This window comes from Williamsia serinedens, assembly GCF_024171725.1.
GTDB lineage: Bacteria > Actinomycetota > Actinomycetes > Mycobacteriales > Mycobacteriaceae > Williamsia_A > Williamsia_A serinedens.
The window spans coordinates 457,824-482,410 of sequence record NZ_JAMTCG010000003.1 but is presented as its reverse complement, the minus strand read 5'-3'; the positions used below and the strand labels follow the sequence as shown (position 1 = coordinate 482,410).

Below are 24,587 nucleotides of genomic sequence, written 5' to 3'. Positions count from 1 at the left end.
CCCGCCCCGCCGTAGGCTTGCCGCCATGGGCCGGCCGCGGGGGATGACGTCGCAGGGCGTCGGCGACACCCTCGCCCGACTCGCCCGTTTCCTCGTCGTCTCCGACCCCGGTCAACTGCGGCTGCGCAGCGCGAGCCAGACCACGTCGACGTTGGTCGTGGCGCTCGCCTGCCTGGTGGTGACGACGAAGGCGCTGGGCCAACCCATCACGGTGGCGATGCTGGGGTCGGTCGTGGCGATGTTCTCCGCGTTCGTCGTCCGCGACCGCTCGGCGGCCGGTCGACTGCTCACGACGGGGCTTATCGTCGTGCCCGCGTCCGTCGCGGTGACGGTCTCGACGCTGCTCGGTCCGATCCGCGTCGCCGCCGACGTCGGGTTCATCGTCGTGTTGTTCACCGCCGTCTACGTGCGACGCTTCGGGCCACGGGGCTTCGCGCTCGGGATGGGTGCGTTCATCTCCTACTTCTTCGCGCTGTTCCTCCGCGCGCAGACGGCGCAGCTGCCGTACCTGCTGATGGCCGTGGTCATCGGCGTCGCGGCCGCGCTCACCGTCCGCTTCCTGTTCCAACGCGAGTGGGCCGGAGCGGAACTGACCCGTCTGACCCGGGCGCTGCGCGCGTCGGCGCTCGACGTCGTCGACACCGTCGACCCGCTCGGCGCGGAGGGGTACACGCCGCCGATACCGGGTCGCCACGAGGCCGGCGCCCGCCGGACCGTCGCCGAGCGGCTCGAACGGCTCGCGAACACCGCGTTGATGATCGAGGACTGGCTCGACCGGAACGTGGCCGCCGCCCACGTGTCGGTGACCGGGAACGACCTGTCGCGCCGCATCTTCGACGCGCAGCAGGCGACCGAGCAGGTCGCGTTCGCGATGCGCGGCGCCGACCCGACGACCCTGTCGGACCCGGTGCGACGGGCGTTCGCCGCGCTGCGCGTCGTCCTGCACACCACCCCCAGCGACGACGAACTCCGGTCGGCGCGACGCGTCGTGACGAAGGCCGAGGCCGCCGCGACGGGCAGCGACCAGGAATCGATCGTGATCCGGTCGGTCGCCCGGGCGGTCCGGGCGCACACCGCCGTCCACCGCGTCGCGGCCCACGCCATCGAACGCGAGGCCGCGGGGGAGAGGTCCAGCGCGCCCGACGCGCCGACCCCGACCGAGGCCTCCGACGACGAGGCGTCGCCGTCGGAGCAGAAGGGCTGGTACGCGCGCCTGCAGCCCACGACGCGCACCGCGATCCAGGTGGCCGTGGCGACGTCGATCGCGACGGTGCTCGGGGAGATGGTGTCGCCCGCCCGCTGGTACTGGGCGGTGCTGTCGGCGTTCGTCGTGTTCACCGGCACGACGACGCGCGGCGAGATCCTGACGCGCGCGGGTCACCGCATCGTCGGGACGGTCGTCGGTGTGATCGCCGGGGTGCTGCTGGCCGCGCTGGTCGGGCACGATCCGCCGGTGCAGTTGGCGCTCATCGTCGTCTGCGTGTTCTTCGCGTTCTATCTCGTCGCGGTCGCCAACGGACTGCTGGTCTTCTTCATCACGGTCCTGCTCGCCATGCTCTACGGGCTGCTCGGGACGTTCAGCATCGCGGTGCTCGAGCTGCGGATCGTCGAGACGTGCGTCGGCGCGAGCGTCGGCATCACGGCCGCCTACTTCATCCTGCCGACGCGGACGCGGGAGACGGTGCGGGAGAAGGTCGACGACTATCTCGAGGCTCTCGACGACCTCATCGTGCAGTGCGTCGACTCCGTCGTCGAACCCGGCCGCGAGGTGGACCTCGTCCCGGCGGCCCGTCGTCTCGACCTCGCATTGCAGGCGCTGCAGACCGCGGCCCGACCCCTGCAGGTCGGTGCGTCCGACCGGCGATCGCTGCGGGTTGCGCCGGCCAGTCGGGCACGACGGTCCACCGCGCGGTTGGTGCGTGTCCTCGAGGCGTGCGATCGGGCGGCGCACGCGCTGACCCGCGCCGGGATCGTCGCCGCCGCAGCCGATCCGAGCAGCGCACCGTCGGAGGACGTCCGGGAGGCGTTGCGGTCGGGACGGGACGACGTCCGTGCCTCGGTCGCGGCGCTGCGCTCCGTGGTGCGGGAGGCAGGCGGCGACTCCGAGGGCTACGAGGGCACCCGGGCGCACGCCATGGAACAGACTCCTGTCACCGCGCTCGTCGAACGCGATCCCGAGCATCTGCCCACCGCGACACGCATCGCCGTCCGCGCGCTCGACCGTCTCGACCACGCCGCGGCGCTGACACGGGTGCGCATCTGACCGCCACGAGCTCTTCCGTTCGAACGTACAGATGTGGTAGCCATGACGTGGGCCGGGGACCCGACGAGAGGACACCCCATGCGCAGGATGCTCACCGCCGCTGCCGCACTCGCGACAGTCGGCGCCGCGGTCGTGATCGCCCCGGCCGCGTCCGCCGCGCCCGCCGTGCCGGACCTGAGTCTGTCGATCACCCGGAACTCGTGCGACATCACCGTGACGAACGTCGGCGGTGCGACGGCGACGGGGGTGTCGCTGTACTCGCTGACCTTCGGCCGACTGTCGACGTTCCCGACGACGCTGGCCCCGGGTCAGGCGTCGACCTATCACATCTTCGACTGCCCGCCCGGATCGCCGTATCCCGACGCCTTCCTGACGACGTCGGCCAACGGGGACCTCAACCCGTTCAACAACGCCGGCCTGCTCATCTGAGGTCGACTCGACCGCTCCGGGTGCCCAACGAGTGGTTCCTGGTGCCCAACGAGTGGTCCCGGGTGCCCAACGAACGGTTCCGGGTGCCCGACGAACGGGGGCGGACAGGGGTGACGGGTGACGGGTGAGGGGCCGGCGCCTCGTCAGGTGAGGGAGAGGGCGAGGGTCGCGACGACCGCTCGGGCGATGCCGTCGCTGCCCGTCGGCGTCGGATGGGTCGACGGGACACCGTCGGCCGCCCGGACCCCGGTGAACCACCGCTGTCCGTCGGGGGCGCACGCGTCGTGTCCGACCGCCGCCGCGCCGACGTCGACGAATCCGGCGCCGGCGCGGAGTGCCGCAGCCTGGTAGACCCCGTCGAGCTGCCGGAAGAAATCGGCGATCACGGGTGCGTCTGGGTCGCTGAACGGCGCGGCACCCGCGCACCCCCGCGGACCGAAATACCCGCCGTGCCCGACGACCAGGATCCGCGCGGCCGGTGCGTGGGCACGGATCTGGCGCAGCACGTGGTCGAGCCGGGTCGACAGTGTCGCCAGGCGCTCGGCGACCAGCCCGGGCAGGCCAGGGTCGGCCCGACAGTCCCGGTCGCGGCCCGGCGTCGTCTCCATGCACCGGCTGACGATGCCGAACCATCGGATGTCGTTGCCGCCGATGGACAGGGTGACCAGGGAGGTGTCCGGGCGCACCGCCGCGGTCTGCACCGGGACCCGTCGGCCGTCGCTCGTCGACTGCCCACGGTCGACGACGTCGGCCGTGACCGCTCCTCCGCAGGCGACGGTCGTGAACGACGCGACACGCAGCGCCCGTGCGACGAGCACGGGATACCCGGCATCGGTGCGACCGCATCCGTCACCGGCGGCCTGCGAGGTGGTGGTCAGGCCCGCTGCGCGTGAATCACCCAGCGCCACGTAGTGCACGGACGACGACGTCGGGGCGCTTGCCGGGTCGGCGGGGAGGGGTGTCGCGGACGCTGCGGCGAGGTGTCCGACGAGGACCGCGATCACGGCGAGCAGCACGACGGGGACGGCAGCGGGCGATCGCCGGCGTGCCGCAGCACGTCGATTCTTTCCCATGGATTCAGGATCGTAAGGCGCGCAGGACCAGATCACCCATCGACGCGCTGCCCAGCGGCGTCGGGTGGTTCGGCGGCGTCAGACCCGACGGGAACTGGCCCGCGAACCAGCGGGTGCCGATCGGCGCGCAGGCGTCGTGTCCGACGGCGGGTCCGGCGATGTCGACGAACGTGTCACCGCGCGAGGCAGCGGCCCGCGCGATCGTCGCATCGAAGCGGCGGAAGAAGTCGGCGACGAAGACCAGGTCGGCGCGGCTGACGGTCGCGGTGGGGAAGCACCCGGTCGCGCCGTAGTACCCGCCGTGCCCGACGACGACGACGCGCGCCTGCGGGGAGCGCTGCCGGATCGCGTCGAGGGTCCGCTGCAGCTTCGGCAGCAGAGCGGTCAGCGCGGCGTCCTGGCGGGCCCGCAGGCGCGTATCGCGTCGGCACCCGCTGTCGATCTGGTCCGTGAGGCCGAAGCACGGCTGCAGGAGCGACGCCCAGGCGATGTCGTTGCCACCGATCGACACCGTGACGAGGTTCGTGTCGGACCGCAGTGCGTCGACCTGGGGCCGCGTCATACGGAACGGTGGCACCGGAGTCCGCTGACCGCGGTCGACGACGTCGTCGGTCGTCGCGGCGACGCAGGTCGCGTCGGTGAACGAGGCCGGCCTCAGCGCCGCCTTCACGCGGTAGGGGTAGCCCTGACCCGAGCGCGCACACCCGCTCGGCTCGAGGAGCGACGTCAGCGACGGCGCGGCGGCACGGGAGTCACCGAGGGCGACGTAGCGGATCGGACCCGACCCGAGCGGCGCGGCGCCGGCGGACGCCGCCATCGTGACCAGCGGTGCCGCCAGGGCGACGATCGTCGCGGCCACCACGGCGCGCGTACCCCTCGAGCGCAGCAGAGCTGTCCTCACCGATCCCCCTCGTGTCCCCCGGCGTCGCTGCGACGCCGCGAGGATCATGCCCCATCCCGGTGTCGTGGAACCGAACTCCGGCCGAACTCGGCATCACGTCGTGACCGGACACGCCCGATGTGGGTGGTCGGTGTGCCTTCACCAGGTGACGGCCAGATGCCGTGGTCCGCGGACGATCATCCTCGACTTCCAGTCGACGTCGGTGACGCGGAGGCCGGGGAACGCGCCGCTGAGTGCGATCAGGGCCTCCTGCAGTTCGACGCGGGCCAGCGCGGCACCCAGGCAGTGGTGCGCCCCGTGGCCGAACCCGACGTGTCCGGATCGACCCCGCGTCGGGTCGAACTCGTCGGCGCGCTCGAACACCTCCGGGTCGCGGTTGGCCGAGGCCAGGCTGACCAGCACCGGCTCGCCCGCACGCACGACCACGCCGGACAGCTCGACGTCCTCGGTGGCGTATCGCGCCTGCCCGCCGCCGACGCCGAGCGGCACGAGACGCATCAGTTCCTCGACGACGCCCGGGGCGAGCGACGCGTCGTCGTGCAGCGAGCGCCAGGCGTCGTCCGGCACCGGCAACGACCCGAACTCGTCCGGCCGGCCCATCAGGAAGAGGAGGAAGTTCGGGATCTGCGACGCGGTGGTCTCGTGCCCCGCGACGAGGATGCCGTTGCAGAGGTCGATCAGTTCGAGCTCGGTGAGGCGGTCCTCGCCGTCGCGGGCGTCGAGCAGCGCGCACATCAGGTCGTCCGGGTCCTCACCGGCGGCACGACGGCTCCGCTTGTCGGCCAGCAGATCCCGCATGTAGGAGCGGAACTCCTCGCGGCTGGCGTCGAACTCCTCCGCCGTCAGGGTCGTCGTCGACATGGCGTCGTCGCTCCACCTCCGGAACAGCGGCCGGTCCTCGGCGGGGACACCGAGCAGTTCGCAGATCACCTGGACCGGGAGGGGGAGCGCGAAGCCGTCGACGAGGTCGACCGGTGCGCCGGTGCGGGCGTGCTCGGCGCGCATCGCCGCGACGAGGCCGGCGCAGATCGACGCGGCCTTCGGTCGGAGCTGCTCGATGCGACGCGGGGTGAACGCGCGCGACACCAGCGTCCGCAACCGCGAGTGGTCCGGCGGGTCCATCGACAGGATCCCGGAGGTCACGCGTCCGGCCCGCATCCGCGGCTCGTCGTGGTCGACCGCGACCGCGCGGCTGAAGCGCGGGTCGGCCAGGACGGTCCGCACGTCGTGGTACCGGGTGGCGAGCCAGGCCTGCTCACCGAACGGCAGCTGCACCCGGGCGAGACCGGTCGACCGACGGATGCTGGCGTACTCGGGCGCCAGGCCCAACGAGTCCGGGCGGTTGAACGGGTAGTCGAGCACGGTGTCGAGGTCGGACTCGTGGGCGAGGGTCACGGCTCAGTCCTTTCAAGGGGCAAGGGGTTGCTTAGCACCACGAAACAAATTAGGCCGGTGTCCTGCCCCTGACAAGGGATGCGCCGCCCGTGCCACGAGAAATGTGACGGCACGGGATGACGTTGGGACCGACCGTCGGGTCGAGAACGGGCACCGATCGCCCACACGGATCGGGCAGACGAGCACACGACGTCGCCACTGGACACGAGGAGGACCACATGTCACGCATCGCCATCATCGGGGGACACGGCAAGATCGCGCTGCAGGCCGCGAAGCTCCTGACCGGTGACGGGCACCAGGTGTCGTCGGTCATCCGGAACCCCGGCCAGTCCGACGACATCACGGCGACGGGCGCGACCCCGATCGTGCTCGACATCGAGAAGGCCTCCACCGAGGACATCGTCGAGGCCCTCGACGGGCACGACGCGATCGTCTTCTCCGCCGGCGCCGGCGGCGGGAACCCCGATCGCACCTACGCCGTCGACCGCGACGCCGCGATGCGCTCGATCGACGCGGCCTCCGCCGCATCGATCCGGCGTTTCGTCCTGGTCTCCTACTTCGGCGCGTCGACCGACCACGGCGTCGACCCCGACGACTCCTTCTACGCCTACGCCGAGGCGAAGGGAGATGCCGACCAGTACCTGCGCGCCAGCGACCTCGACTGGACCATCGTCGCGCCGAGCACCCTGTCCGACGACGAGGGGGCGGGCACCATCACGACGAAGGAGCAGGGCGCCGAGCGGGGTACGAAGGTCGCCCGCGCCGACGTGGCCGCGGTGATCACCGCGGTGCTCGAGAGCCCCGGTAGCGTCGGCCGCATGATCGAGTTCACCGCGGGGGACACCCCGATCGCCGACGCCGTGGCGGGCGCATGACGCCGCTCCGCAGGCTGGTCACGACGGCCGGTGTCGGCACCGTCGAGGCCGTGACCTCCGGGTTGGCGGCGGCGGGATCGGCCACCGGCCGGGCCTTCGGGGCCCCTCCGGAGCAGATCGCGCCGCACATCGCGCGCTCACCGCACCAGACGGAGGGCTTCTTCGCCAACCGTGAGCCGTCGTCGGTCGGCACCCCCGACCGGGGGACCGCCGTCGAGATGATCCGGCAGCGACGCCGCGGGGAGCCGCCGAAACCGGTGCCGGTGGTCACCCCTGATCTGCGGGCCGACGCCGCGGCTCTCGCGGTCACCTGGCTCGGCCACGCGAGCGCGATCGTGGAGATCGACGGGCGTCGGGTCCTCACCGACCCCGTGTTCTCCCGCCGGTGCTCGCCGTCGCAGTTGGTCGGCCCGGCCCGCATGCACGACGTCCCGCTCGCGGTGGCGGGGCTGCCACCGCTCGACGTCGTGCTCATCAGCCACGACCACTACGACCACCTCGACATGGCGACGGTCGTCGACATCGCGCAGTCGCAGCCGTCGGCCCGGTTCGTGGCGCCGGTCGGCGTCGGCGCGCATCTCGAGTACTGGGGGATCGGGTCCGAGCGCATCTCCGAGGGCGACTGGGGTGAGCGCGTCACGGTCGGTGACCTGTCGTTCGACTGCGTTCCCGCGCGGCACTTCTCGGGTCGTGGCGTGGTGCGCAACCTGACGCAGTGGGCGAGCTGGGGGATCCACGGGCCGACGCGCTCGGCGTTCTTCACCGGCGACACCGGCTTCACCGAGAGCTACGCCGACGCCGGGCGGGAGACCGGGCCCTACGAGCTGACGCTCGTCCCGATCGGTGCCTACGACCGCACCTGGCCCGACATCCACGTCGACCCCGAGGAGGGCGTCGCCCTGCACCGGATGCTGGCCGGCGACGAGCTGTCGAACTCGCTCATGGTCCCCATCCACTGGGCGACGTTCAACCTCGCCCTGCACCCGTGGGCCGAGCCGGTCGCACGGATGCTGGCGGCGGCCTCGGAGACCGGCGTCGTCACCGCGACCCCGGCACCGGGGGCGCGGATCGACGTCAGCACCCGCACGGGCCCGGGCATCGACTCCGCCGCGTGGTGGCGATCGGTGGCCGGATAGTCCGTTTCGGGAACCCGGGAGGGGCCCGGCGCGTTGACCCGACGACAACCCGCACCAACCGACGAGGTGGAAGACATGAACTTCAAGCAGCTCGCCGACAAGGCCAAGGCCGTCGTGCAGAAGAACCCGCAGTACATCGACAAGGGCGCCGACGCGCTGAACAAGGCGACCAAGGGCAAGTACTCGAGCCAGGTCGACAAGGGTCGCGACGCGGCGAAGAAGTTCGGCGACAAGCGCTAGTGCTCTCGCGGCTCGCCCGCGGCACGACGGCCGCGATCACCCTCGTGGTGGTCGCGGCCGCGTGCTCTCCGGGACAGTCGCCGCAGGCTCCGACGGCGCAGTCGTCGAGCGCGTCGACCTCGACGTCGACGTCGATGCCCGCACAGCCCGACGCGGGCGATCGGGGGCGCGTCGTCGAACGGTCCCCGATGCAGCTCGACCCCGACGGCCCGCTGGCGGGGTTCACCACGACCCGCGTGGTCTATCGATCGACGTCGGGGTACGCGCCGAACGATCCCGACGGTGACTTCGGCGTCGACGTCTCCGGTGTCGTGGTGACACCGCAGGGGACGCCCCCGCCGGGTGGGTGGCCGGTCATCGCGTTCGGGCACGGGACCACCGGCACCGACGAACAGTGCGGCCCCTCCCTGCATCCCGATCTCCTGGGGCAGGCGTCACAGATCGCGGCCGCGGCGCGGGCGGGCTACGTCGTGGCGGCCACCGACTACGTCGGGCTCGGTGAGCCCGGCACCCCCCACCCGTATCTCGTCGCCCGCAGCGCGGCGTACTCGATGATCGACGCGGTCCGCGCCGCGCGGCAGGTCGTCCCCGGCACCTCCGACCGCTGGGCCGCGCTCGGGAGTTCACAAGGGGGACAGGCGGCCTGGGCCGCGGCCGAGTGGGCCGGCACCGACTACGGCAGTGGTCTGCGCTTCGTCGGCGCGGCCACCCTGGCGCCCGCCGCCGACGTCGCGCCGATCGCCGACGGCTACGACGCCACGCCGTTCCGCGCGCCGACGTTCACCGTGCTGCAGCTCGGCCTCATCCCGCTGGTGCTGAACGGCCTGCGCACCGTCGACCCCGGACTGCCTGTGTCGCAGTACATCCGCGGCGGGTTGGCGGCCGGGGCCGGCGTGCTCTCGTCGTGCGGGGAGGGCAGCGAGTTCCAGAAGTACTCCGCGCTCACCCAGGTCCGGCCGGGCGACGCCACCGTCGCGTCCCCGCAGGCGCTGCGCGTCCTGCACGACCAGCTCGCGCGGTCGTCGCTGCCGCAGCGGCCGGCCGCCGGTCCGCTGTTCGTCGCCTACGGCGACCGGGACCAACTCGTCACACCCGCCTGGACCGCGGCCGCCGTCCGGCGTGCCTGCGGGATCGGTGACCGCGTCGCGGTCACCGTCGAGGCCGGTCGGGGACACACCGACCTGCGCTCGGGACCCGCCGCGCTGGCATGGATCGGCGACCGGTTCGCCGGTGCGCCCGCGCCATCGACCTGTTGAGCCACGGCGGGTCACCGTCGCCCCCTATCCTGTGCGCCATGGCATCCGTGCGAGAGTCCGTGTCGGTCCCGCTCACCCCTGACGTCGCCTGGGGGCACGTGCAGGACCTCTCCCGATTCGACGAGTGGCTCACCATCCACGACGGCTGGCGCAGCGACGTCCCCGGACCCGACGAGCTGGGCAAGGGCACGAAGATCGCCAGCGTCGTCGTCATCAAGGGCACCCGCGTGCGCTTCGAGTGGACCGTCGACACCTTCGACCCCCCGAAGAAGGTCGGGCTCAAGGGCAACGGCAAGGGCGGGGTGAAGGTCAAGCTCGCCCTGTCGGTCACACCCGACGGGGACGGGTCGTCCGTCGAACTCGACGTCGACCTCGGCGGCCTGCCGATGATGGGCCCCGCCGGGAAGGCCGCCGCCAAGCTCGTCCAGTCGGACGTGCGTGACTCCCTGGAGAAGTTCACGGCCACCTTCGCCGAGTAGTCCGGCCCCGTCCCGTCGGCTACCATCCGTCCGATTCGACGGGTTCGGCCGGGGACGGGGGAGGCATGGGTCGGCACGCCATGGGTGCGACGCCGCAGCGGGCGGACGGCACCGACCGTGCTCCGCGTCGCCGGGGACGTCGCGGTCGATGGCTCGTCCTCGGCATCGTCGTCGCCCTGGCGGTGGCCGGCGGCGTGGCGTGGGCGGCGACGTGGGACGCCGGTCCCGACTGCTCGTCGCGCACGCCGATCACCATCGCCGCCGACCCGGCCATGACCAGTGCGCTCAAGGCGGTGGCGCCGACGGTGTCCGCCGACTCCTGCGTCGACTACACCGTCGAGGCGGTGTCCGGCGCCGGCATCGCCGGCGAGCTGAGCACCGGCAGAGCCCCCGACCTCTGGGTGGCCGACTCGTCGCGGCGCGCCGCCGACGTCACCGGACAGGTCCGCATCCCGCTCGACACCATCGGCTCCCTCGCGTCGTCGCCCGCCGTCGTCGTCGGCAAGCAGGTGCTGTCCCTGGCGACGTGGGTCGACGTCATGCGACTGCCCGGACTGCGCATCGGCAGCCCCATCACGACGAGCACCGGCAACGCCCCGATCGCCGGCGCCGTCGCTGCCGTGGAGAAGGGGACGCTGACCACCAGGCAGCTCACCGACGCGATGACGATCCTCGCCATCCAACAGGGCAACATCCGCGCCGACGACGACAGCGAGGCCACCCGTCTCGCCCTCGCCGACAGCACCGGTTCACCGACCGTGACCAGCGAGCAACAGTTCGTCGACCACAAGCGGGGCACCCCGGCCTCGACGCTGACCGCGACGGTGCCGAAGGATGGCACGACCTTCCTCGACTTCCCGATGGTCGTCACCGCCGGTGCGGGGGACCGCGACGCCGCCCGCGACGCCGGACGTCGGTTCGCCGCCGCCATGGCCACGCCGGAAGGGGTGTCGGCGCTGCGCGACGCCGGCTACCGGCCCGCCTCGCGGGAGCCTCTGCCCGGGGCGGGCGTCGGGCAGGTCCAGGCGGTCACCATCCGCGACACCGCCGCCCAGGAGCGGACGCTGCGTCAGTGGGCGGTCGTCGCCGAACCGATCCGCACCCTCGTCGCGATGGACGTCTCGGGGTCGATGACCGAGCAGGTGGGCTCCACCACGCGGGCGCAGTTGCTCGTGCAGGCCGCGCTCGCGGGCAACAAGTTGTTCCCCAACGACACCGAGATCGGGCTGTGGTTCTTCTCCACCGACAAGGGTGGCCCGGGCCGGGACTGGACCGAGATCGCGCCGATCGAGCGGGAGGACTTCGTCCGACCCGACGGGACCACCCAGCGCGAGTTCCTGAACTCCCGCGCGGAGAACTTCACGCGCTACATCGGGGGCGGCACCGGCCTCTACGACACCACGCTGGCCGCCTACCGGCAGGTGCTCGACACCTACGACCCGAACTACTCGAACAGCATCATCGTGCTCACCGACGGTCGCAACGACGATCCGGAGTCGATCTCCCTCGACGAGCTCAGTCGTCGCATCCGCGCACTGGCCGACCCGGCCCGACCCGTCGAGATCGTCACCATCGGCATCTCCGACGACGTCGACACCGACGCACTGAAGCAGATCTCGGCCCTGTCGCCCGGCGGCACGAGCTACGTCGCGCGCGACCCCGGGGACATCGCGAACGTGCTGGTCAACGCGGTCGCGGCACGGGTGACGGCCGCCGGTCGCTGACCCCACGGCACGGGCCGCGAAATCGGCACCCGTCACACCCATCCGGCGCGGTCTCGGTGGCGAATCATGGTCGCGATGCCCGTTGCATGTAACGGGGAGGGGTCGTCGCGCGACTGACGAGGCAACTCGCCGAGCCGGAGGAGACACAGCGTGCCTATCCCCGACGACCTCACGCCCCCCGGCGTCCGCACCGCCGTGCCCTCGGTGACCGTCCTGTCCGCCGCCGGCTCCGCCGCGGTGCGCGCACTCGCCACCGACCACCACATCGGCGCGGAGACCGTTGTCGCCGCGGCGCTCGTCGCCTACCGCGGGCCCGGTCCCGAGAACGCCACCCCGCGTGTGGGTGTCGCCGTGTCCGGCGGCTCGCGGATCGCCCCGGTCGACCTGCCGGTCGGTGCCCGTCACAGCGCCTCCGGGCTCGTCGTGCGGGTCGGGGCGTGCGTCGACAGCCCGGTCGATCCCGATCCCGATCCCGGTGTCGCGCCGCGCGACGTCGTCGTGGCGGCGGGCGAGCCCACCGACGCGACCACCGTCCTCGCCGGGATCCCCGTCGTCGTCTGGTGCCGGCTCGCCGACGGCGGGTGTCTGACCCTCGAGATCGTCACCGCGCCCGGTGTGTCCGTCTCCGACGCGCATCGGCGTCGCTTCGCCGAGTTCGTCGAACGGTTCGCCCGGGCGGGCCGAGTGGCCGTCGGGAGCCTGCAGATCGTGACCGAGGACGAGCACGTCCTGCTCGACGAGTGGAACGACAGCGCCGAACTGCTCGCGCCCACCACGCTGGTCGACCTCGTCGAGATGGGTCTCACGCGCGACCCCGACCGCGCCGCGATCGTCACCCGCGACGGCGTCGTCACCCACGGCGACATCGACTGCTTCGCCAACCGCATCGCCCGTGCCCTCCTCGCCTCCGGCGTCGGGGCGGGGTCGGTCGTCGGTGTCCTCTGCGAGTCGGCACCGGCGGCCATGGTCGCCGCGGTCGCGGTGTTGCGGGCCGGCGGCGCCGTGCTCATGTTGTCGACGCGCGCGGGAGCGCCGGAGACCATCGTCCGGATCGCCGAGGCGCGCGCCACACGCGTCGTCACCGACAGCCCCGCCGCCGCGGTCGTCCCGCCGTGGGTGGAGGTCGTCGCGCTCGACGACGACGAGCTCGACCACCACCCCGACGAGCCCATCTCGGCCGAGGACGGTGCGCGTCCGTGTCATCTGATGGCGACCGCCGAGGTCACGGTCAGCGGCGTCGGCGACGACCTCGCCGCCCTGGCGCACTCCCATGCCGCGCTCGCCAACCGCCTGCAGTGGACGATCGACGACTGGGAGGCCTCGCGGACGCCGGGTGTCCAGCAGGTGCTGGTCCCCGCCGACGCCCACCGCTTGCGCGACCTGTGTGATGTGCTGTGGCCGTTGGTGATCGGGGCGACCGCGCACACCACGGTGGGCCACGGCATCGACCGCCCGACCGCCGGCACGGGCAGCGTCATCGAGGCCGGTGGCGCCGCGTTCCGCGTGGCCGGTGACGAACGACCGGGATGGAACGTCGAGGCGTATGTCCTCGACGAGCACCTCCGCCTGGTCCCGCCGGGCGCGTCGGGTGACCTCTACGTCGGCGGCGCGCAGCTCGCCCTGGGCTGGCCCCGCGATGCCGCCGCGACCGCGGACCACTTCGTGGCCAACCCCTTCCGGCCGGGCGAGCGGATGGTGCGCGTCGGGTCGGTCGCGGCGCGGGGACGGTCGGTGTCCGAGGACGTCGACGTCCTGCGTCGTGTCGTCGCCGCCGTCGGGGTCTCGGAGCGCGACGCGGCCCTGCGTGACGACGTCGTGCACACCGACGAGAACCGCCCGGCGCGCAGCGGGCCCACGCTCTAGAGGCGGGTCCCGCCCCGGACCGGGCGGTCGACGATCGTGATGTGTGACTAGAGGATCGTCAGCATCTCGTTGTAGGTGGGCAGCGGCCACAGGTCGTCGGCGACGATGCTCTCCAGGGCGTCGACAGCCTCGCGTACCGACGCCATCGCCGGGATCAGCGTCTCCAGCGCGTAGCTCGCCTCCTCGCTCTCCGACTCACCGTGGAAGCCCTCGACACCCTTCTCCAGGGTGGCAAGCGCCGCCGACAGGGCGCCGATCTGCTCGGTGAGCTCGGACAGCAGCGGGTTCGTCGCGTCGAGACCGGCGGTGGTGAGATTCGCCGCCACCGAGGCCAACTCGCCCTGGTAGCGCAGTGCCGCCGGCAGGATCATCGTCTTGGCGATCTCCACGCTCTCCTTGGCCTCGACGAGGATCGTCAGCGAGTACTGCTCGAGGATCACGTCCTTGCGGGCCTCGAGCTCGCGAGCGCTGAGCACGCCGTACTTCTCGAACAGCTCCTCGTTCTCCTTCTCGGCCATGAACGGGACGGCCTCGACCGTGGTGCGGAGGTTCTTCAGGCCACGTGCGGCCGCCTCCTCCTGCCACGCGTCGGCGTACCCGTCACCGTTGAAGATGACCGCGCCGTGGTCGGTGATGATCTGCTGCAACACCTTCTGGACGGCGTCGGCGAGTTCGAGTCCGCCGGCGAAACTCGCCTCCAACTCGGTGGCGATGTAGTCCAGGGAGTCGGCGAGGATCGTGTTGATCGCGACCATCGGGTCCGAGATCGACTGGTTCGACCCCGGCGCCCGGTACTCGAACCGGTTGCCGGTGAACGCGAACGGGCTGGTCCGGTTGCGATCGCCCGGGTCGGCCTTCATCGGGGGGAGTGTGTCGACGCCGAGCTCGATGACGCCGGCCTGCTTCGAGTCCGTGGCCCCGCCCTTGGCGATCTGGTCGAAGACGTCCATCAGCTGCTCGCCGAGAAAGATCGAGATGATCGCCGGCGGAGCCTCGTTCGCGCCGAGGCGGTGGTCGTTCGACGCCGACGCGACCGCGGCGCGCAGCAGCCCGCCGTACTTGTGGACGCCGCGGATGATGGCGCCGCAGAACGTCAGGAACTGCATGTTCTCGTGCGGGGTGTCCCCGGGGTTGAGCAGGTTGCCCTGATTGCCGTTGCCCAGCGAGAAGTTGACGTGCTTGCCCGAGCCGTTCACGCCGGCGAAGGGCTTCTCGTGCAGCAGGCAGGTCATGCCGTGGCGCTCGGCGACCTTCTTCATCGTCGTCATCATGAGCTGCTGGTGGTCGTGGGCGAGTACCGACCGCTCGAAGACGGGCGCGATCTCGAACTGGCCCGGGGCGACCTCGTTGTGGCGCGTCTTCGACGGGATGCCCTGCTTGAACAGCTCGCGGTCGAGCTCGATCATGAACGCCAGCACGCGATCCGGGATCGCGCCGAAGTAGTGGTCGTCGAACTCCTGGCCCTTCGACGGCTTCGCACCGAACAGCGTGCGGTTGCACGTCATGAGATCCGGACGGGCGTAGTAGAAGTGCTCGTCGATGAGGAAGTACTCCTGCTCGGCGCCCGCGTAGGACACCACGGTGTCGACGTCGGCGTGGCCGAACAGTGACAGCAGGCGCATCGCCTGCTTGCTCATCGCCTGCTGGCTGCGCAGCAGCGGTGTCTTCTTGTCCAGGGCCTCACCGGTCCAGGAGATGAACACCGTCGGGATGCACAGGGTGTTCCCGTTGGGGTTCTCCAGGATGTAGGCCGGGCTCGTGACGTCCCAGCCGGTGTAGCCGCGCGCCTCGAACGTCCCGCGCAGGCCACCGTTGGGGAAGCTCGACGCGTCGGGCTCGCCCTGCAGCAGCGTCTTGCCCTGGAACTCCGCCAGCGACGCACCGGCGTCGTCGGGCTCGAGGAAGGAGTCGTGCTTCTCCGCGGTGAAGCCGGTGAGCGGGTAGAACACGTGCGCGTAGTGCGAGGCGCCCTTCTCGATGGCCCAGTCCTTCATGGCGGTGGCGATGACGTCGGCGAGGGCCGGGTCGAGGGGGAGTCCCTCGTCGATGGTGGCCGCGACCTTCTTGTAGACGTTCTTCGGCAGACGCGCCTTCATGACGCTCTTGCCGAACACGTTGACGCCGAACAGATCCGCGAGCGGCGCCTCCGCCGTGGCGCACTCCGGCGTGCTGTGGGCGGTTACCGCCTTGATCGCCTCACGGCGGGAAATGCTGCCACTCATCTGCTCACCCCTGATGTCCGATCGCGCGCCGCGAGGCGCCGATGCTCGTGTCGAAACCTCAGGCGACGGTAGGGCTGACAGATCGCCGTGGCGTTTCCGTCATGTGACGCCCAGGAAACACGGCCGGTGGCCGGAGCGGAGCCGTTAGGGGTGCTACGGAGCCTACGACAGGCGCGCGTCACTGTCATGCGCAGCGGCCGCGTCCGCGAGCGTCGTCACGAACCGCTGGACCGCCGCGACGGCACCGCCCGACGGCCGCCAGGCCGCGAGGACCGTGGACGGCGGGACGCCGGGGATCCGGCGGAAGACCACACCCGGGTGCGCCACCCGCGACCAGATGAGCTCGGGCACCGCGCTCACGCCACGGCCCGCCGCGGTGAGCTCGATCCACTCGTCGAAGTTGTTGCACCGCACGACGACCCGATCGGGGTCGGGGTCCGTCCACGAGTCCGGTCGCGTCGTACCCGACGCGGTGTTCACGATGACTGGTTCGCCGGCGAGGTCGCCCCAGGTGAGGTCGGCGCGCGACACCAGGTCCGAGGTCGCGCACAGGGCGACCACCCGCTGCTCCGTCGCGAGCACCCGGGTGGCGAGGCCGGCGGCGGGGTCGGGCGCAACGCGACTGATCGCGACGTCGACCTCGCCGGTCACCACCGCGGCGAGCGGGTCGTCGAGTCGTCGCACCGTGACGGCGCCGCCGTCGGACTCCGACGTGCGCGCGGCGTCGGTGAACCAGTGGGGGAGCAACCACGCGAAACCCACGGTGACGTCCGTCGCGGACCGCATCCGCGCGGTGAGGGCGTCGAGGTCGGCCAGTATCCGGCGGGCCTGCTCCACGAACTCGACCCCGGCGTCGGTCAGTCCGGACGACCGCGACGTACGGACGACGAGGTCGCGCCCCACCATCCGCTCGAGTTGCTGCACGGTGCGGGTCAGCGCGGGCTGGCTCACGCCCAGCGCCGTCGCCGCGGCGGTGAACGTGCCCGCGTCGGCCAGGGCCACGACCGCGCGGAGATGCCGCACCTCGGGATCCATGCGTCGAGGTTATACCCGATGCTCAGAAGGTATTTCCGTTCCGTCGGGCAGCGACCTAGCGTTGCCCGGGTGAGCAGCATCCTCGGGACACGTCAGCGAATCGCATGGGCGGGCGCGGGCGGCCTGGTCGCCGCGATGGGGGTGGGCCGCTTCGCGTTCACGCCGCTGCTGCCGGTGATGGAGTCCGATCACGCCCTCACCTCGTCCGGCGGCGCTCTGGTCGCCACGGCGAACTACGCGGGCTATCTGGTGGGCGCTGCCGCACTCGTTGTGCGGCCCAGGGTGAACACCACGCTGCACCTGCGGGCGTGGGCGGTGCTGCTCATCGTGTCCGAGGCCCTGATGGCGGTCGTGTCCGGCGTGGCCGCGTTCTCCGGTCTCCGCTTCATGGCGGGCGTCGCCAGCGCGGTGGTCTTCGTCGGGTGCATCAGCACGGTGACGGCGGCGCGGCGCCACGGGGCGTCGACGGCCGTGACCTTCTCCGGTGTGGGCATCGGCATCGCGCTGAGCGGCGCCGTCGTCGCGGCGATCGGTGACTTGTTGGACTGGCAGCACCTGTGGCTGGTGTCCGCCGCCCTGACCGCCGTGTTCCTGGTGCCCATGCTCGTCGTCGACGTCGAGCCGGAGGCCGCCACGGTGCCCGCTCACCGCGATCGTTCTGCCGCGCACCGTCTGACGTGGCGGTTCCTGCTCATGTCCTACTTCCTCGAGGGGGTGGGCTACATCGTCATCGGCACGTTCCTCGTCGCCGCGGTGAGTGCGGGATCGTCGGCGGGCGAGGTGGGTCCGCTGGTCTGGGTGGTCGTCGGTGTGGCCGCAGCGCCGTCGGTCGCGCTGTGGTCGCGATGCGCCCGACGGTTCGGTGCGCATCGTGTGTTGGTGATCGCATTGGCGGTCCAGGCCGTCGGCGCCGTGCTGCCGGCGCTGTCGTCGAGTCCGGTGGTCGCGGTGGTCGCCGCAGCGATGTTCGGGTCGACGTTCCTCGGGGTCGTGGCCGTGACGATGGCCGTCGGTTCGGCGCTGCCCGTGGCGCGGACGGCCGCGATCCTCACCGCGGTCTACGGGGTGGGTCAGATGCTCGGTCCGCTCGTGGTCGCACCGGTCATCGGCTCCTCGTACGTGGTCGCGTTCGCGGCTGCAGCGGGCGTCCTCGTGATGGCTGCGGTGGCGGCGTTCGGTGTCGCCCGGACCATGCCGTCGGGACCGTCGGAGACCTCGCCTGCCGTAGACTCCCGGACGCCAGCCTTCGTAGCTCAGGGGATAGAGCAACCCTCTCCTAAAGGGTAGGTCGCAGGTTCGAATCCTGCCGAGGGCACCAGAGCCGCCGGTGGTCGCCGAGCGGACTGTCGCCCCGATGGTGTACTGATTGTCTGATTCGCGGAGCTGGGTCCGCGACAGGCACTCGGAGACCGAATGACGCGCACTGCCCGGGTATCTCGTCCGCTCGCCCGCAGGCTGGTGGCCGCGGCGGCGTTCGTCCTCCTCGCTGCCGCGGCCGGTCAGGCGCTGATGCCGGGCGGGCGTCCCGCGGAGCGTCCGGTGATCTGGGCGCCGGTGATGACGGTCGCCGACATCCTCGAGCAGGCCGACACGCTCGGCATCGCCGACAGCGATCTCTACTTCAAGTCCCAGGCCGAGATCGACGCCTCCCTCGACCGCATGGCGGCGCTCGGCGTCCGGAACGTCCGCGTCCTGATCCCGTGGTACGACGTGGAGCCCGACGAGGGAGTCTACAAGTGGGACAACATCGATCGCGTGGTGGCGGCGGCGGACAAGCGCGGGATGGGCATCCTGGCGACGGTCACCCACTCGCCCTACTGGGCGGTGCGCCCGGGTGACACCCCGGTGACCAGCCCGCCCGCCGACCCGGCGGTGTTCGGCGACTTCGCCGGCCTGGTCGCACAGCGCTTCGCCGGGAAGATCGCGGCCTACGAGGTGTGGAACGAGCCGAACGGCGCGATCGCCTTCACACCCACGCCCGACGCCGCGCGGTACACCGAACTCCTCAAGGACGCCTACGCGAAGATCAAGGCAGCAGATCCGTCGGTCACCGTGATCGGCGGCATCCTGGGCGCGGTGCCGACGCGCCCGGGGGAGTCGATCGACTCGCCGACGTTCCTGCAGCAGATGTACGACGCGGGCGCGCACGGGTACTTCGACGCGATCGCCTTCCACCCGTACCAGTTCACGACGCCGTACTCGCAGGGCCTCGACCTCACCGGGTCGCCGCTGAACGAGGTCAACGCCATGCGGGCCCTGATGGTCGCGAAAGGCGATGGCGGAAAACTGATCTGGGCCACCGAGTACGGACTGGCGACCATCGCGCCCATCGCACCGGCCGACCAGGCCGTCACCGAGGAGCACCAGGCGGCTTACATCAAGGACTTCATCGCGGCGTGGAGCGCGCAGTCGTTCGCGGGTCCGATGTTCATATACACGATGCAGGACAAGCCGCAGTACACCGGCTCGCTCGAGGACTCCTTCGGCCTCTACCGCGCCGACGGCACACCCAAGCCCGCCGCGCAGGTGGTCGCCGACTTCATCGCCGCACATCCGCAGTACGCGCCCGGCCCGAACCTGCTCGCCGTCGTGACCCAGGCGATCCAGCGGTTCTTCTCGCAGATCGCCGCGACCGTCACCGCGGCCGTGCAGAACACCGTGCGCGCCATCGTCGAGGCGATCACGGCCGTGTTCGTCCCGCGTGCCGCCGCTCCCACGACGGTGAGCGCCCGGTCCGCCGCCGTCGCGCCCAACCAGACGACGCCCACCTCCGGCGCTGCGTCCACCACCTCGTCGGTGACCCCGCCGCCGCAGCCGGCGGCCGCTTCGACGACCGGGCGGGCAGCGGTGGAGCGTCCGGCGACAGCACCCACGACCACGACCTCGGCGACGAGCACGACGGTCCCGACCTCGACGCGTCCGGCCTCGGAGGCTCCGACGTCGCTCACGACGGGGTCGACCGCCATCCCGACGACCACCGTCACGACAGTCCCCCCGACGACCAGCACCCCGTCGGCAGTCACCGGGATATCGACGCCGTCCGCAGGTGGGCCGCGGCCCGAGGTGTCCACGCAGCCCTCGGGATGACCGTGACCGTCAGCCGGCGACGACCACCACGAGGGTCCGCGGGCCGTGGACACCCTCCACCCTGTCGAGCTCGATGTCGCTCGTCGCGCTGGGGCCGCTGATCCAGGTGAGAGGTCGCCGGGCCGAACCGGTCTCGATCAGACGCGCCACCGCCTCGGGCACATCCCCGACGATCTGGTCGACGTCGACGATGCAGACGTGACGGTCGGGGACGAGCGTGGTCGCGCGTCGTCCCTGACCCGCACCGTGGTCCAGCACGATGGTGCCGGTGTTGGCCACGCCGACTGCGGCCGTGGTCACCACCGCATCGACGTCGTCGAGTGCGGCGGGGCCCGCGTCGGTGTCGGTCGTCCAGCGATCATCGGTGCCGAGACGTGGGACGAGGACGTCGTCCACGACGATCGGACCCGAGAGGTCGGTCAGCGCGTCGCGGACGCTGCGCCCGACGTCCTCGCGGGCGCACCGGACGACGGTCGCGCGATAGTCGTCCACGCGTTCGCAGAAGCGGTCGACGCGATCGAGCGACCCCGTCGACACCTCGCGGCCGTAGACGTGCTCGATCATCGGCAGCGTGCTGCGGTCGACATCGCTCACCGCCGAACGGACGCGGCGCAGGATGTCGTCGCGGGCGCTCATCGGTTGTCTCCGTGCTCGCGGTCCCACCAGTCACGGAAGCTCTCCGCAGGAGGAGCCGGGGTGTCGCGGGCACCGCTCCACGGCGACAGTGGTCCGGGCAAGGCGCCGATGTGACCCTTGCGACGGAACAGGCGACCCACGCGTGCGGCGAGTCTCTGTGCGCGCTCGAGGCGGCGGTGATCGGCGAACATCCATGCCGCCGTGCGCATCCCGAGCGCCTCGGGTGTCGGCACCGGGCCGCGCTTCTCGTCGACCACCCGTGTTCGCAGGTGCACCAGGATCGAGGGGATGTCGATGCGGACCGGGCAGACGTCGAAGCAGGCGCCGCAGAGGCTCGAGGCGAACGGCAGGGACTTGTCCACCGCCGACGACGTCCCGCGCAGCTGGGGTGTGAGGATGGCGCCGATCGGACCGGGGTAGACCGACCCGTAGGCGTGGCCCCCGGTGCGCTCGTAGACCGGGCAGACGTTCAAACAGGCCGAACATCGGATGCAGCGCAACGCATCCCGGCCGACGTCATCGGCGAGGACGTCGGTGCGGTGGTTGTCGAGCAGAACGATGTGGACATCCTGTGGTCCGTCGCCGGGCGTCACACCGGTCCAGATCGAGGTGTACGGGTTCTCGCGTTCCCCTGTGCTCGAGCGCGGCAACACCTGCAGGAACACCTCGAGATCGGCGAAGGTCGGCAGGATCTTCTCGATCCCCACCACCGAGATGAGCGTCTCCGGCAGGGTCAGGCACATCCGCCCGTTGCCCTCGGACTCGACGACGACGAGGCTCCCGGTGTCGGCGACGGCGAAGTTCGCACCGCTGATCCCGACCTTCGCGCGCAGGAACTTCTCCCGCAGGTGCAGTCGAGCCGCCTCGGCCAACCGCCGCGGGTCGTCGGTGAGGTCGTCGGGCGCGGGCCGTCCCACGTCACCCATCCGGGCCGCGAAGATGTCTCGGACCTCGCTGCGGTTGCGGTGGATCGCGGGCACCAGGATGTGGCTGGGCAGGTCGTCGCCGAGCTGCACGATGAGCTCGGCGAGATCGGTCTCCCAGGCGTCGATCCCGGCGGCCTCGAGCGCCTCGTTCAGCTCGATCTCCTGGGTGGCCATGGATTTCACCTTCACCACCTCCGAGCTGCCGGTGGCGCGCACCAGGTCGACCACGATCCTGTTGGCCTCCTCGGCGTCCCGCGCCCAGTGCACGGTCGCGCCGGCCGCGGTGGCGGTGCGCTCGAACTGCTCGAGCAGGACGTCGAGGTCGATCAGAGCGCGCTTCTTGATGGCCTCGGCGGCCCGCCGTAGGTCCTCCCAGTCGTCGAGTTCGGCGACGACAGCCGCACGCTTCTCGCGGATGGTCTTCGTCGCGTGGGCGAGGTTGCGGCGTTGTGTCGTCTGTCCGAGCGCGTCGCGGGCCGCCTCCGGGAACGACGGCATGCCCATGAACGTGTCGGTGACGCCGATCCGCGGACGAGTGGACGGCGGGCGGGTCTGATCTGGGGCGGTCATGCCGGCTCCTTCTCGGTCGAGGCGAGGATCTCGGCGAGGTGCATCGTGCGCACCCCGCTGCGTTGGCGATGCAGCATCCCGCCGATGTGGGCGAGGCACGAGTTGTCGCCGGCGACGAGCACCTCGGCACGCGTGGACCGGACGGCGGTGGTCTTGTCGGCACCCATCGCGACGGATGTGTCGGCGTTCTTCACCGCGAACGTCCCGCCGAACCCGCAGCACTGGTCCGCGGCGGGGAGGTCGACGAGGTCGATGCCCCGCACGGCGCGCAACAGACGCAACGGCTTGTCCGCGACACGGAGCATCCGCAGCGAGTGACACGTCGGGTGGTACGTCACCCGGTGGGGGAAGTAGGCGCCGACATCGGTCACGCCGAGCACGTCGACGAGGAACTCGCTGAGCTCGTGCACGCGTGCGGTGAGCTCGCGAACGGCCGACTCGAGCCCGCTGTCGCCCGCGCGGGCGGCCAGTGTCGCGTGTTGGTGCCGGACGGATCCCACGCAGGAGCCGGACGGCGCCACCACCGCGTCGTAGTCGGCGAAGACGTCGACGAAGCGGCGGACCCCCGGGACGGCCTCGTCGGCGTACCCGGTGTTGGTGAACATCTGTCCGCAGCAGGTCTGCGCGCGTGGGAACTCGACGTCGAGTCCGAGCCTCTCCAGCAGGCGGACGGTCGCCTTCGGGGTCTCGGGCCACATGGTGTCGTTGAAGCACGTGGCGAACAGCGCGACCCTCACGGCAGCATCCAGGACAGCACCGTGGACTGCAGGCCGACGAGCACGCAGAGCGCGACGAGCAGGCCGACGCTCCACCAGATGACACGTCGGAGGATCTCCGACTCGCGGCCGACGAGTCCGACGGCCGTCGCTGCGATGGTCAGGTTCTGCGGGCTGATCATCTTGCCGACCACGCCGCCGGAGGTGTTGGCCGAGACCAGCAGCGTCGGGTCGAGTCCCGCCTTCTGCGCGGCGGCCTGCTGCAGCGTCGCGAACAGGGCGTTGGCGCTGGTGTCGGAACCGGTCACCGCGGTGCCCAGCCACCCGAGGACGGGGGAGAAGAACGCGAACGCCGTTCCCGCACCGGCGATCCAGACACCGATGGTGATGGTCTGGCCCGACAGGTTCATGACGTACGCGAGCGCCAACACCAAGGCGACCGTGAGGATCGACCAGCGCATCTTCACGACGGTCGCGACCCAGATCGACGCGGCGCGCCGCGGGGACATCCCCGCGAGGCCCGCGACGAGGACTCCGCAGACCAACAACGTGGAGCCCGGCGACGACAGCCAACCGAAGACGTACTGCGTCGCCGTGGAGACCTTCCCGGACGACGATGCGATCTGCCCGTCGAGTCCGGGCCACCGGACGAGGATGTCGGTGCCGGTGAGGAAGTCCTTCACCGGGCCGATCAGCCTGGTGATCCCGAACGCGACAACGATCAGCAGATACGGTGCCAGCGCACCCATCGCGCGACGTGCTCCGATCGGTTCCACGTCGCCATCGGAGCTGCCCCCGATCCGGGCCGCGTCGTCCCGCGGTGGCAGGTCGGGACCATCGCCGGCGGACGCCGAGACCGACTGCAGCTCCCGTGTGCGTTCGGTGCCGAGGCGCCGTGACGCCTCGGCGGAACCGGCCGGCCGCCAGACACGCAGCATCCCGACGGCGCCGGCGAGGGAGACCAGTGAGGCGATGATGTCGGTGAGTTCCACCGAGATGAAGGTCGCCGACACCCATTGTGTGACGGCGAAGGTGATGCCGACGACGAGCGCGACCGGCCACACGTCGCGCAGTCCGCGACGGCCGTCGGCGATGAGCACGAGGAACGCGGGGACCATGACGGCGAGGAGCGGGGTCTGGTGGCCGACGTAGGCGCCGATGTCGCGGTAGTCGATGCCGGTGAGCTTGCCGGCGGTCAGGATCGGCGTCGCGATCGCCCCGAAGGCGACCGGCGCGGTGTTCGCGAGCAGCACGATCGCGGCCGCCCGCATCGCGGTGAACCCGACAGCCATCAGCATCACACCGGTGATGGCGACCGGGGCGCCGAATCCGGCCAGCGCCTCCATCAGCCCGCCGAAGCAGAACGCGATGATGATGGCCTGGATCCGCGCGTCGTCCGAGACGTTGTCGATGACGCGTCGCAGATCGTCGAAACGGCCGCTCGCGACGGTGATCTCGTACAGCCAGATCGCGTTCAGGACGATCCAGATGATGGGGAAGAGCCCGAACACGAAGCCCTCGGTGCCCGAGAGCAGCGCGAGGTGCGCGGGCATTCCGTAGACGGCGATCGCCACCACGATCGCGACGACCACCCCCGCCAGGCCGGCGAGGTGCGCTCGCCACCGCAGGACTCCGAGGGTCACGAAGACGGTGAGCAACGGGAGTGCCGCCACCGCAGCGGATGCGAGCCCGCTGTCGGCGACGGGGGTGACGTCGGGGATGTACATGGACCTGCCTTCGACAATCGGATCCGTATTGGTC

Annotated in this window: 20 protein-coding genes and 1 tRNA gene; 12 read left to right on the top strand and 9 right to left on the bottom strand. The window is 71.4% G+C overall.

The features are described from left to right. The first annotated feature begins 25 nt into the window (after window positions 1-25). Complete coding sequence (locus tag LX12_RS09660; protein ID WP_253654311.1) at window positions 26-2,263, top strand: FUSC family protein; 2,238 nt, start codon at window positions 26-28, stop codon at window positions 2,261-2,263. Window positions 2,264-2,341: 78 nt separating this feature from the next. Further along, window positions 2,342-2,692: a hypothetical protein gene (locus tag LX12_RS09655; protein WP_253654310.1), complete on the top strand. Its 351-nt coding sequence runs from the start codon at window positions 2,342-2,344 to the stop codon at window positions 2,690-2,692. 143 nt (window positions 2,693-2,835) lie between these two features. Here LX12_RS09655 and LX12_RS09650 read toward each other — a convergent pair whose 3' ends face one another. The 3 genes from LX12_RS09650 to LX12_RS09640 all read right to left on the bottom strand — a co-directional run bounded on the left by LX12_RS09650 (window position 2,836) and on the right by LX12_RS09640 (window position 6,061). Next, window positions 2,836-3,765, bottom strand: a complete 930-nt coding sequence (locus tag LX12_RS09650) for an SGNH/GDSL hydrolase family protein (RefSeq protein WP_253654309.1) — start codon at window positions 3,763-3,765, stop codon at window positions 2,836-2,838. A 4-nt stretch (window positions 3,766-3,769) separates the two neighbouring features. After that, a complete protein-coding gene (locus LX12_RS09645; protein WP_253654308.1) occupies window positions 3,770-4,666 on the bottom strand; it encodes an SGNH/GDSL hydrolase family protein in 897 nt (298 codons plus the stop codon). Window positions 4,667-4,804: 138 nt separating this feature from the next. Continuing rightward, window positions 4,805-6,061, bottom strand: coding sequence for a cytochrome P450 (locus LX12_RS09640; protein ID WP_253654307.1), 1,257 nt, complete (start codon window positions 6,059-6,061; stop codon window positions 4,805-4,807). Window positions 6,062-6,279: 218 nt separating this feature from the next. Here LX12_RS09640 and LX12_RS09635 point away from each other — a divergent pair, with 218 nt between their 5' ends. The 7 genes from LX12_RS09635 to LX12_RS22210 all read left to right on the top strand — a co-directional run bounded on the left by LX12_RS09635 (window position 6,280) and on the right by LX12_RS22210 (window position 13,634). Beyond that, on the top strand, window positions 6,280-6,936 hold the full coding sequence (locus LX12_RS09635) for an SDR family oxidoreductase (protein ID WP_253654306.1): 657 nt from the start codon (window positions 6,280-6,282) through the stop codon (window positions 6,934-6,936). Next, window positions 6,933-8,072 (top strand): MBL fold metallo-hydrolase, encoded by a 1,140-nt coding sequence (locus tag LX12_RS09630; protein ID WP_253654305.1) that lies wholly within the window; start codon window positions 6,933-6,935, stop codon window positions 8,070-8,072. The genes LX12_RS09635 and LX12_RS09630 overlap by 4 nt, the downstream gene beginning before the upstream one ends. A gap of 75 nt (window positions 8,073-8,147) precedes the next feature. Further along, entirely contained in the window at window positions 8,148-8,312 is a 165-nt protein-coding gene (locus LX12_RS09625) for an antitoxin (protein WP_253654304.1), read from the top strand. Beyond that, the gene (locus LX12_RS09620; RefSeq protein WP_253654303.1) at window positions 8,312-9,568 is read left to right on the top strand and encodes a lipase family protein; all 1,257 of its coding nucleotides are present in this window, start codon (window positions 8,312-8,314) and stop codon (window positions 9,566-9,568) included. The genes LX12_RS09625 and LX12_RS09620 overlap by 1 nt, the downstream gene beginning before the upstream one ends. A 38-nt stretch (window positions 9,569-9,606) precedes the next feature. Continuing rightward, window positions 9,607-10,047, top strand: coding sequence for a type II toxin-antitoxin system Rv0910 family toxin (locus LX12_RS09615; protein ID WP_253654302.1), 441 nt, complete (start codon window positions 9,607-9,609; stop codon window positions 10,045-10,047). Between the two features lie 65 nt (window positions 10,048-10,112). After that, window positions 10,113-11,771, top strand: a complete 1,659-nt coding sequence (locus LX12_RS09610) for a substrate-binding and VWA domain-containing protein (protein WP_253654301.1) — start codon at window positions 10,113-10,115, stop codon at window positions 11,769-11,771. A gap of 150 nt (window positions 11,772-11,921) precedes the next feature. Beyond that, complete coding sequence (locus tag LX12_RS22210; RefSeq protein WP_253654300.1) at window positions 11,922-13,634, top strand: AMP-binding protein; 1,713 nt, start codon at window positions 11,922-11,924, stop codon at window positions 13,632-13,634. A gap of 47 nt (window positions 13,635-13,681) precedes the next feature. Here the strand turns inward: LX12_RS22210 and LX12_RS09600 are convergent, their stop codons facing one another. Together LX12_RS09600 and LX12_RS09595 are read right to left on the bottom strand one after the other, a co-directional pair. Continuing rightward, window positions 13,682-15,856 (bottom strand): glutamine synthetase III family protein, encoded by a 2,175-nt coding sequence (locus LX12_RS09600; protein ID WP_253654299.1) that lies wholly within the window; start codon window positions 15,854-15,856, stop codon window positions 13,682-13,684. 162 nt (window positions 15,857-16,018) lie between these two features. Continuing rightward, a complete protein-coding gene (locus tag LX12_RS09595) occupies window positions 16,019-16,891 on the bottom strand; it encodes a LysR family transcriptional regulator (protein WP_253654298.1) in 873 nt (290 codons plus the stop codon). Here LX12_RS09595 and LX12_RS09590 point away from each other — a divergent pair. The 3 genes from LX12_RS09590 (at window position 16,871) to LX12_RS09580 (ending at window position 19,978) form a co-directional block, all read left to right on the top strand. Beyond that, window positions 16,871-18,178 (top strand): YbfB/YjiJ family MFS transporter, encoded by a 1,308-nt coding sequence (locus tag LX12_RS09590; RefSeq protein WP_308213995.1) that lies wholly within the window; start codon window positions 16,871-16,873, stop codon window positions 18,176-18,178. The genes LX12_RS09595 and LX12_RS09590 overlap by 21 nt on opposite strands. After that, window positions 18,134-18,209: transfer RNA gene (locus LX12_RS09585), tRNA-Arg, on the top strand. Before LX12_RS09590 ends, LX12_RS09585 begins: the two co-directional genes overlap by 45 nt. Window positions 18,210-18,304: 95 nt before the next feature. Further along, window positions 18,305-19,978 (top strand): cellulase family glycosylhydrolase, encoded by a 1,674-nt coding sequence (locus tag LX12_RS09580; RefSeq protein WP_253654297.1) that lies wholly within the window; start codon window positions 18,305-18,307, stop codon window positions 19,976-19,978. 9 nt (window positions 19,979-19,987) lie between these two features. Here the strand turns inward: LX12_RS09580 and LX12_RS09575 are convergent, their stop codons facing one another. The 4 genes from LX12_RS09575 to LX12_RS09560 are packed head-to-tail and all read right to left on the bottom strand — an operon-like array spanning window position 19,988 to window position 24,553. Next, complete coding sequence (locus LX12_RS09575) at window positions 19,988-20,614, bottom strand: LutC/YkgG family protein (protein ID WP_253654296.1); 627 nt, start codon at window positions 20,612-20,614, stop codon at window positions 19,988-19,990. Beyond that, window positions 20,611-22,110 carry a LutB/LldF family L-lactate oxidation iron-sulfur protein gene (locus LX12_RS09570; protein WP_253654295.1) on the bottom strand — a complete coding sequence of 500 codons (1,500 nt, stop codon included), beginning with the start codon at window positions 22,108-22,110 and terminating at the stop codon, window positions 20,611-20,613. The genes LX12_RS09575 and LX12_RS09570 overlap by 4 nt, the downstream gene beginning before the upstream one ends. Beyond that, window positions 22,107-22,847 carry a (Fe-S)-binding protein gene (locus tag LX12_RS09565; RefSeq protein ID WP_253654294.1) on the bottom strand — a complete coding sequence of 247 codons (741 nt, stop codon included), beginning with the start codon at window positions 22,845-22,847 and terminating at the stop codon, window positions 22,107-22,109. The genes LX12_RS09570 and LX12_RS09565 overlap by 4 nt, the downstream gene beginning before the upstream one ends. Beyond that, window positions 22,844-24,553, bottom strand: a complete 1,710-nt coding sequence (locus LX12_RS09560; RefSeq protein WP_253654293.1) for an L-lactate permease — start codon at window positions 24,551-24,553, stop codon at window positions 22,844-22,846. The genes LX12_RS09565 and LX12_RS09560 overlap by 4 nt, the downstream gene beginning before the upstream one ends. Window positions 24,554-24,587: the final 34 nt, after the last annotated feature.